The organism is Reyranella soli (assembly GCF_007992495.1).
Lineage (GTDB): Bacteria > Pseudomonadota > Alphaproteobacteria > Reyranellales > Reyranellaceae > Reyranella > Reyranella soli.
The window spans coordinates 1-8,074 of the sequence record NZ_BKAJ01000261.1 but is presented as its reverse complement, the minus strand read 5'-3'; the positions used below and the strand labels follow the sequence as shown (position 1 = coordinate 8,074).

Below are 8,074 nucleotides of genomic sequence, written 5' to 3'. Positions count from 1 at the left end.
GATGCATCGACAAAAACAGGTCCCTCGACTACGCCGCCCTTCGGGCGGCTCCGCTCGGGATGACGGGAAAGGTCAAATCCGATAGCCCTACCTAAGACGGGGGAGGAATAAGAGATCTCGCAGGGTGAGATGGGTTTGTATCAGCCCTGCTAAAACAGAGGTCGCGAAGACGGCTGTCGAGCCGCTAGTCTCTCTCGCTCAGGAACGAAGCTGGGGAAACTCCGATGTGGCAGCCTAACGAACGTTATCCCGACGCGTCCGTGCGCGTGCTCGATCCAACCTTCAACAAGTACCGGCTGCCGCTGGCGTCGGTCGAACGGCTCTACACGGGCTGCCGCTGGGCCGAGGGCCCGGTCTATTTCGGTGACGGCCGCTATCTATTGTGGAGCGACATCCCCAACAACCGCGTCCTGCGCTGGGACGAGGAATCGGGCAACGTCACGATCTTCCGCAAGCCTTCCAACAACGCCAACGGCCACACCCGCGACCGCCGCGGCCGCCTGGTCGCCTGCGAGCATGACGCACGCCGCGTCGTGCGCTTCGAATATGACGGGGCGATCACGGTGCTGGCCGATTCCTACAACGGCAAGCCGCTCAACTCGCCGAACGACGTCGTCGTGAAGTCCGACGGCTCGGTGTGGTTCACCGATCCCACGTTCGGCATCCTGGGCTACTACGAGGGCCACAAGGCCGAGAGCGAGAACAAGCCCGCCGTCTATCGCCTCGATACGGCGACCGGCAAGCTCACGATGGTGGCCGACGACGTTCCGGGCCCCAACGGGCTCGCCTTCTCGCCCGACGAGAAGAAGCTCTACGTCGTGGGCTCGCGCGCCGAGCCGCATCGCACGATCGTGTCCTTCGACGTCACCAACGACGGCACCGCGCTCGGCAAGGGCTCCGTGCTGATCGATGCCGGGCCGGGCGGCTCGCCCGACGGCTTCCGCGTCGACGTCGACGGCAACCTGTGGTGCGGCTGGGGCATGGGTTCGCCCGAGCTCGACGGCGTGCGCATATTCGACCCCACGGGCAAGCCGATCGGCCATATCGACCTGCCGGAGCGCTGCGCCAACCTCTGCTTCGGCGGCCGCTATCGCAACCGGCTGTTCATGGCGGCGAGCCATTCGCTCTACGCGCTCTACGTCAACACCCAGGGCGTGGCCGGCGGCTGATCGCATAGAGCAAAAGCAATGCGTGGTATCGATTCGAGTTACGCCTGGCGGCGCCTTGCCGCCAGCGTTGCGCTGAGCACGATCGGCGGCATGGGCATGTGGTCGCTCACCGTGGCGATCCCGGCCGTGCAGACCGATCTCGGAATCACCCGCGCCGACATCTCCTTCGCCTACACCATGAACACGCTGGGCTTCTTCGCCGGCGGCGTCATCGTGGGCCGCATCGTCGACCGGCGCGGCATCGTCGTCGCCTCGGTGCTGAGCGCGATCGGCCTGTCGCTGGGTTTCGCACTGGGATCGCTCACCTCCTCGCTGATCCTCTTCTCCGCCGCCCAGATCCTGATTGGTTTCAGCGCAGCCGCTACTTTTGCACCGCTGGTGGCCGACGTCTCGCACTGGTTCGAGAAGCGCCGCGGCGTCGCCGTCGCCATCGCCGCTTCCGGCAACTACTTCGCCGGCACCATCTGGCCATCGATCATCGAGCGGATCATCCACGACCATGGCTGGCGCACTATGTTCCTGTCGGCCGCTGCCTTCTGCCTGGTGGCGATGATCCCCCTGGCGCTGACCCTGAAGCGCCGTCCGCCGGACCACGAAGAAACGGCCATCGCCAAGGTAGCGCGCCGCTCACAGGCGGCACTCGGCCTGTCGCCCAACGCCCTGCAGGCCCTGATCGCCCTGATGGGCATCGGCTGCTGCGTCGCCATGTCGATGCCGCAGGTCCACATCGTCGCCTACTGCGCCGACCTGGGGTACGGCGTGGCCCGCGGGGCGGAGATGCTGTCGCTGATGCTGGGCTTCGGCATCGTGAGCCGCATCGGCTCGGGCTGGGTCGCCGACAAGGTCGGCGGCGTCATGACCTTGCTGATCGGCGCCACCCTGCAGTGCATCGCGCTCGTCTTCTACCTGATCGACGACGGGCTCACCTCGCTCTACATCGCCTCGGCCCTGTTCGGCCTGTTCCAGGGCGGCATCGTGCCCTCCTACGCCATCATCGTGCGCGAATACTTCCCACCGAGCGAAGCGGCGACCCGCGTCAGCCTCGCCATCTCGTCGACCCTGATCGGCATGGCGCTGGGCGGCTGGATGGGCGGCGTGCTGTTCGACATGACGGGGTCCTATCGCGCCGCGTTCCTCAATGGTATCGCCTGGAATGTCATGACCGCCCTCCTCGCCTGGTGGCTGCTGATGCGCCAGACGAGGCGCGCGGCGGCCGCCTGAAGGGAGATTCCATGCGCATCGTCGCCATCCGCGACATCGTCTCGCCGATCCGTTCCAACATCGCCAACGCCTATATCGACTTCAGCCAGATGACGGCGAGCGTCGTGGCGGTCGAGACCAACCTCAAGGTCGAGGGCAAGCCGGTGATCGGCTACGGCTTCAACTCCAACGGCCGCTACGCCCAGAAGGGCCTTTTGGGCGAGCGCTTCATCCCGCGCCTGAGGCAGGCCAAGCCGGAGTCACTGCTCGACGCCGAAGGGCTGCTCGATCCCGCCAAGTGCTGGGCCGCGATGATGGCCAACGAGAAGCCGGGCGGGCACGGCGAGCGCTCGGTCGCGGTCGGCGTGCTCGACATGGCGCTGTGGGACGCCGTGGCCAAGGCCAAGCGCGTGCCGCTGTGGAAGCTTCTGGCCGACCGCTACAACGGCGGGAAATTCGACGACAAGGCGTGGGTCTACGCTGCCGGCGGCTACTACTACCCCGGCAAGGACCTCGACGGCCTGCAGGACGAGATGAAGCACTATCTCGACCTTGGCTATTCCTGCGTGAAGATGAAGGTGGGCGGCGTGCCGCTCGGCGACGACATCAAGCGCATCGAGGCGGTGCTGAAGATCGTCGGCGCTGGCGATCGGCTGGCGGTCGACGTCAACGGCAAGTTCGACCTGCCCACAGCAATCGCGTTCGGCAACGCGATCAAGGATTACGGCCTGCGCTGGTACGAGGAGCCGCTCGATCCGCTCGACTATCTGGCGCACGGTGCGCTCGCCACCCAGTATGCCCCGCCGCTCGCTACCGGCGAGAACCTGTTCTCCATGCAGGACGCCCGCAACCTGGTGCGCCACGGCGGGCTGCGGCCCGACCGCGACGTCCTGCAGTACGACCCGGCCCTGTCCTACGGCCTGGTCGAGTACCTGCGCACCATCGACATGCTGAAGGCGCACGGCTGGTCGCCTCGGCGCTGCGTGCCGCACGGCGGCCACCAGTTCGCGCTGAACATTGCCGTCGGCCTGCAGTGCGGCGGCAACGAATCCTACCCGCAGGTCTTCGCGCCCTTCGGCGGCTTCGCCGACGACTGTCCCGTGGTCGACGGGCGCGTGGCGATGCCCGATGCGCCGGGCATCGGCTTCGAGCGCAAGGCCGACCTCTGGGCGGTCATGAAGGCCGTGTAGCGGCCCGGCGATACGGCGATGGTCGAGCACTCCTTTCCATGGTTGCCCTGGCCGTCGCCACGACGTTCACGCCCGGACCCAGCACGCTCCTGGCCGCGGCCTCCGGCACGAGCTTTGGCGTTCGCCGCACCATTCCCTTGATGGCCGGCGTCGCGGCTGGCTTGGCCTCCCTGATGGTCGCGGCCTCTGCCGGGCTGATCGTGGTGCTTGAGGCCGTGCCGTCCATTCATGTCATCGTGAAGATGCTCGGCTCGGCCTACTTGCTCTGGCTCTGCTGGAGGATCAGTCGCATGGCTCCGGCAGGCGATGGACCAGGCATGTTAAGGTCGCCCGTAGGCTTCGGCGCCGGAATGGCGGTACTTCTGGCGAATCCCAAGGCATGGAGCATGGCGATCGCGGCATCGGCCACCTATGCGGAGCTCGTGCCCGACGCAATGGTGCTGGCGCTTGTGCTGGGCGCCGTATTCGCCATGGCGGCAATATTGGCGACGCTGTTCTGGTGTACAGGCGGCGTCATGCTCGGCAAGAGATTGCGCAGCGCCAAGCAGTGGCGGGCCGTCAATCTGATACTCGCCGGACTGACCGCGCTGTCGATCATTCCGCTGTGGCTATAGTTGCCGTCACGGCGCTCAGGCGCGCGTGTTGCTGCGACCACCGTCGTGGGTCTGATAGCGATCGTCCTGAGGAATGCCCTGGCATCCGGCGACGAGCATGGTGGCGATCAGCACGACGATGATCGCAATTTGCCTGGCAATCATGACCAGCGACTCGCCGCATGAACCGGCGCCTCGGCGCGGAAATTGTCCCAGCCACCGCCGCCGGTCTGGTAGCGGCCATCCTTGGGCAATCCCGAGCATCCGGCAACGCCCGCGACGATCAGGATCGTGAGAGCGATCTTCACGTCAACGACCCCGGCGTCAACTCCGGCAGCACTGGCATCTCGGCTCGGAAGTTCTCCCAACCGCCGCCGCGGCTGCCCTTCGGCGAATTGCCGCCGCCGCCGCCTCCGGTCGTGCCGGTCGACGTGCAACCCACCGTCAATGCCGCAACGAGGGTCGCGGCCAGAACGAAGCAAAGGCGTGTCATGGCGCTGACATGCGCCCGCTTCACTCCGGCTTCAACAGGCCCGACTTCACAAGTTCGGCAACGACGGCTTCCATCTCCTTCAGGTGCGCTGCGAAATCAGCCCGGCTGGTCGGCCGCACTTCGGCGCCGAGATCGACGAGCTTGCGCTTCACGTCGTCGTCGTTGAGCGCCGCCACCACCGCGGCATTCAGCACGTCGAGCGCCGCCGCCGGCGTCTCGGCGCGCGCCAGCACCCCTGCGGTCGTGCTGCCGTCGAACGGCTTTATGCCGAGGTCCTTCAGGCTCGGCACATCGGGCAGCTGGGTGATGCGATTGGGTCCCAGGATCAGCAGCGGCCGGATCTTGCCGGCGCGGATCAGCGGCAACGAGGTCGTGAGCTGATCGGTGTAGAGGTCGATCTGGCCGGCCATCAGATCGGCGAGGCCGGGGCCCGACCCTCTGTAGGGGATGATGTTGAACTTCACGTTCTCGCTCGCCTGCAGCTGCAGGTCGGCGACGTGATTGATCGTGCCATTGCCGGAATGGCCGATGCTGACCGTGCCGGGCTTCGCCTTGGCTTCGGCCAGCGCGGCCTTCATGTCCGGGAAGCGGCTGTCGGCGCGGGTCACGATCAGGGTCGGCACGGTAGTGAGTATGCTGATCGGCGCAAACAGCGGCACCATCGAGGACTTGCCCGCCATGTAGGGCGCGATGCCCAGGACGCTAAAGCTGGCCATGACCACGGTGTAGCCGTCGGCCGGCGCAGCAACAGCGGCATCGAGGCCGACGACGCCGCCGGCGCCGGGACGATTGTCGACCAGCACGGTCTGTCCCAGCCGCCGGGACATGGCCTCGGCCACGATGCGCGACGTGACATCGTAGTTGCCGGCAGGTGCGAACGGCACGATCCAGCGGACGGGCTTGCTGGGGAAGTTCTGCGCCACTGCCGGCATCCCCGTCATGGCCGCCGCGGCGCCGGCGAGGCCCACGCCAAAAAGTTCCCTGCGTTTCGTTTTCATGCCCCTTCCCTCCCCGATCTCAAATGCAAGATTGCAATGTCGACGCCGCCACGCCAAATCCAATGAATCGGCAACGAACCGCGGAGAGAAATGGCGATGCCTGAACATCAGACACCGCTGATCGCCACCATCGCCGCGGGTCTGATGCTCGCTTTTGTCTTCGGGTTGATCGCCCACCGCCTGCGCGTCCAGCCGCTGGTCGGCTACCTGCTGGCCGGCGTCGTGGTCGGCCCCTACACGCCGGGCTTCGAAGCCGATCCCGCTCTTGCCGCCGAGCTGGCCGAGATCGGCGTCATCCTGCTGATGTTCGGCGTCGGTCTGCACTTCTCCCTGAAGGACCTGATGTCGGTAGCCCGCATCGCCGTGCCGGGCGCGGTCGGCCAGATCGCCGTCGCCACGTTGATGGGCGCCGGGCTTTCGTGGACGCTGGGCTGGTCGCCCATGGCGGGCTTCGTCTTCGGCCTCGCTTTGTCGGTTGCCAGCACGGTCGTGCTGATACGCGCCCTGCAGGACAATCGCATCCTCGAGACGTCGCGGGGACGCATCGCAGTGGGCTGGCTGGTGGTCGAGGACCTCGCCATGGTGCTGGCGCTGGTGCTGTTGCCGGCGCTTGCCACCGCGACGGCGGGCGACGGCGTTCCGGCGAGCCGCATCGCCTTCTATCTCCTGATCACCCTGGCCAAGGTGTCGGTGTTCCTGGCGATCATGCTGATCGTCGGCCGGCGCCTGATCCCCTGGCTGATGCACCACACCGCGCACACCGGCTCGCGCGAGCTGTTCCGGCTTGCCGTCTACGCCATTGCGCTCGGCGTCGCCTTCGGCGCGGCCAAGCTGTTCGGCGTGTCGTTTGCGCTCGGTGCCTTCTTCGCCGGCATGGTGATGGGCGAGAGCTATCTCAGCCAGCAGGCCACCGAGGAGGCGATGCCGCTGCGCGATGCCTTCGCCGTGTTGTTCTTCGTCTCGGTCGGCATGCTGCTGAACCCGATGGTGTTCGTCGAAGCGCCGCTCGCCCTGCTGGGTACGGTCGCGATCATCGTCATCGGCAAGTCGGTCGTGGCCTATTTGATCGTGCGCGCCTTTCGTCATTCCAACTCGACCGCGCTCACCATCGCGGCAAGCCTCGCCCAGATCGGCGAGTTCTCCTTCATCCTGATCGGCCTCGGCATGGAGCTCAAGATGGTGCCGACGGAGGCGCGCGACCTCGTGCTCGCGGGCGCCATCATCTCGATCGTTCTCAACCCGCTGGCCTTCCTCGCAATGGAGCGGCTGAGGCGTGGACAGCCTGCCACTGCCCCGACCGACAGCGGCGCGTCGGTTGAACCGGTCGGCACGCTTCAGCCGACCCGTCTCAGCGGCCACGACGTCCTGATCGGCTATGGCCGCGTCGGCTCGCTGATCGGCAAGGCGCTCGCCCAGGATGGCAAGATGCTGGTGATCGAGACCACCGATGAGGGCATCGAAAAAGCTCGCCTGGCCGGCGCCGAAGTGATCGTGGGCAACGCCGCCGATCGCGCGATCCTCACCGCCGCGAACGTCGCCGGCGCGCGCCGCCTGTTCGTCACCATTCCCGAACCGTTTGAGGCAGGCCAGGCCGTCCAGCAGGCGCGTTCGGCCAATCCGGCGCTCGACATCCTCGCCCGCGCCCATTCGAACGCCGCGGTCGATCACCTGAAAAAGCTCGGCGCCAACCTGGTCGTGCTGGGCGAGTCCGAAATCGCCGACCGCATGCTCGAACGGGCGCGCCGGGACCCCGCGCCAATTTCACAGAATGAACACCCACTGACAAAGAGTTGAACGGCTATTCATACGACGCCGCCGTCCCGCCCCATTTCGAGCTCAAGTCGCGGTGACAGCTGGCGGGTCTGGGTGGTGCCGGGTCAGCGTGGGAGTATCGAGTCATGTCCACACGCCGCAATGTCCTGAAGCTGGTTGCAGGCGCCGCCGTGGTCGGCAGCGTCGCCGGATCGTTCAAGGTGCTGGCGGAAGTGCGCGCCGTTGCGCAGACCAATCCGCCTGCCGCCGACCGCATCGCCCTCAAGGGCTACGATCCGGTGGCCTACTTCACGCTGTCGACGCCGACGCCGGGTGTCGCCGAGTACGACTACGTCTACGACGGCGTGCGCTATTTCTTCGCCAACGCCCGTCATCGCGACCTGTTCAAGGCCAACCCGGAGAAGTACGCGCCGCAGTTCGGCGGCAACTGCGCCAACAACATGGCCAACGGCCAGCGCCGCGAATCCGATCCGACGGTGTGGGTGATCATCGGCGACAAGCTCTACGTCTTCGCCGGCACCGCCGGCGCCGACCGCTTCCGCCAGGATGCGCAGACCGCGGCGCTGAAGGCGGCCGCGAACTGGAAGACGCTGAAGAACACGCCGAGTCAGTAGCGCGTCATGGTCTTCCGGACCGCGCGCATCCTGCGCGCTCATGA

At 66.5% G+C, this 8,074-nt stretch carries 10 protein-coding genes; 6 read left to right on the top strand and 4 right to left on the bottom strand.

The genetic code is table 11. The features are described from left to right. Nucleotides 1–224 precede the first annotated feature (224 nt). The 4 genes from RSO01_RS44825 to RSO01_RS44810 are packed head-to-tail and all read left to right on the top strand — an operon-like array spanning nt 225 to nt 4,173. Nucleotides 225–1,169: an SMP-30/gluconolactonase/LRE family protein gene (locus RSO01_RS44825; RefSeq protein WP_147157121.1), complete on the top strand. Its 945-nt coding sequence runs from the start codon at nt 225–227 to the stop codon at nt 1,167–1,169. A gap of 18 nt (nt 1,170–1,187) precedes the next feature. Continuing rightward, nucleotides 1,188–2,390, top strand: coding sequence for an MFS transporter (locus RSO01_RS44820; RefSeq protein WP_147157120.1), 1,203 nt, complete (start codon nt 1,188–1,190; stop codon nt 2,388–2,390). An 11-nt stretch (nt 2,391–2,401) separates the two neighbouring features. Next, the gene (locus RSO01_RS44815) at nt 2,402–3,559 is read left to right on the top strand and encodes a mandelate racemase/muconate lactonizing enzyme family protein (RefSeq protein ID WP_147157119.1); all 1,158 of its coding nucleotides are present in this window, start codon (nt 2,402–2,404) and stop codon (nt 3,557–3,559) included. A gap of 38 nt (nt 3,560–3,597) precedes the next feature. Continuing rightward, a complete protein-coding gene (locus RSO01_RS44810) occupies nt 3,598–4,173 on the top strand; it encodes a LysE family translocator (RefSeq protein ID WP_147157118.1) in 576 nt (191 codons plus the stop codon). 15 nt (nt 4,174–4,188) lie between these two features. Here RSO01_RS44810 and RSO01_RS49705 read toward each other — a convergent pair whose 3' ends face one another. From RSO01_RS49705 to RSO01_RS44800, 4 genes are read right to left on the bottom strand one after another with little or no spacing between them, the layout of a single operon-like run. Further along, nucleotides 4,189–4,317 carry a hypothetical protein gene (locus tag RSO01_RS49705; protein WP_281291643.1) on the bottom strand — a complete coding sequence of 43 codons (129 nt, stop codon included), beginning with the start codon at nt 4,315–4,317 and terminating at the stop codon, nt 4,189–4,191. Further along, on the bottom strand, nt 4,314–4,460 hold the full coding sequence (locus RSO01_RS48130) for a hypothetical protein (RefSeq protein ID WP_170303848.1): 147 nt from the start codon (nt 4,458–4,460) through the stop codon (nt 4,314–4,316). The genes RSO01_RS49705 and RSO01_RS48130 overlap by 4 nt, the downstream gene beginning before the upstream one ends. Then, nucleotides 4,457–4,645 (bottom strand): hypothetical protein, encoded by a 189-nt coding sequence (locus tag RSO01_RS44805; protein WP_147157117.1) that lies wholly within the window; start codon nt 4,643–4,645, stop codon nt 4,457–4,459. Before RSO01_RS44805 ends, RSO01_RS48130 begins: the two co-directional genes overlap by 4 nt. Nucleotides 4,646–4,665: 20 nt before the next feature. Then, complete coding sequence (locus tag RSO01_RS44800) at nt 4,666–5,643, bottom strand: Bug family tripartite tricarboxylate transporter substrate binding protein (RefSeq protein ID WP_170303847.1); 978 nt, start codon at nt 5,641–5,643, stop codon at nt 4,666–4,668. Between the two features lie 96 nt (nt 5,644–5,739). Between RSO01_RS44800 and ybaL the strand changes: the two genes are divergently transcribed. After that, nucleotides 5,740–7,437, top strand: coding sequence for a YbaL family putative K(+) efflux transporter (ybaL, locus tag RSO01_RS44795; RefSeq protein WP_147157115.1), 1,698 nt, complete (start codon nt 5,740–5,742; stop codon nt 7,435–7,437). A 104-nt stretch (nt 7,438–7,541) separates the two neighbouring features. Then, a complete protein-coding gene (locus tag RSO01_RS44790) occupies nt 7,542–8,030 on the top strand; it encodes a YHS domain-containing (seleno)protein (protein ID WP_147157114.1) in 489 nt (162 codons plus the stop codon). The last annotated feature ends 44 nt before the right edge of the window (nt 8,031–8,074 follow it).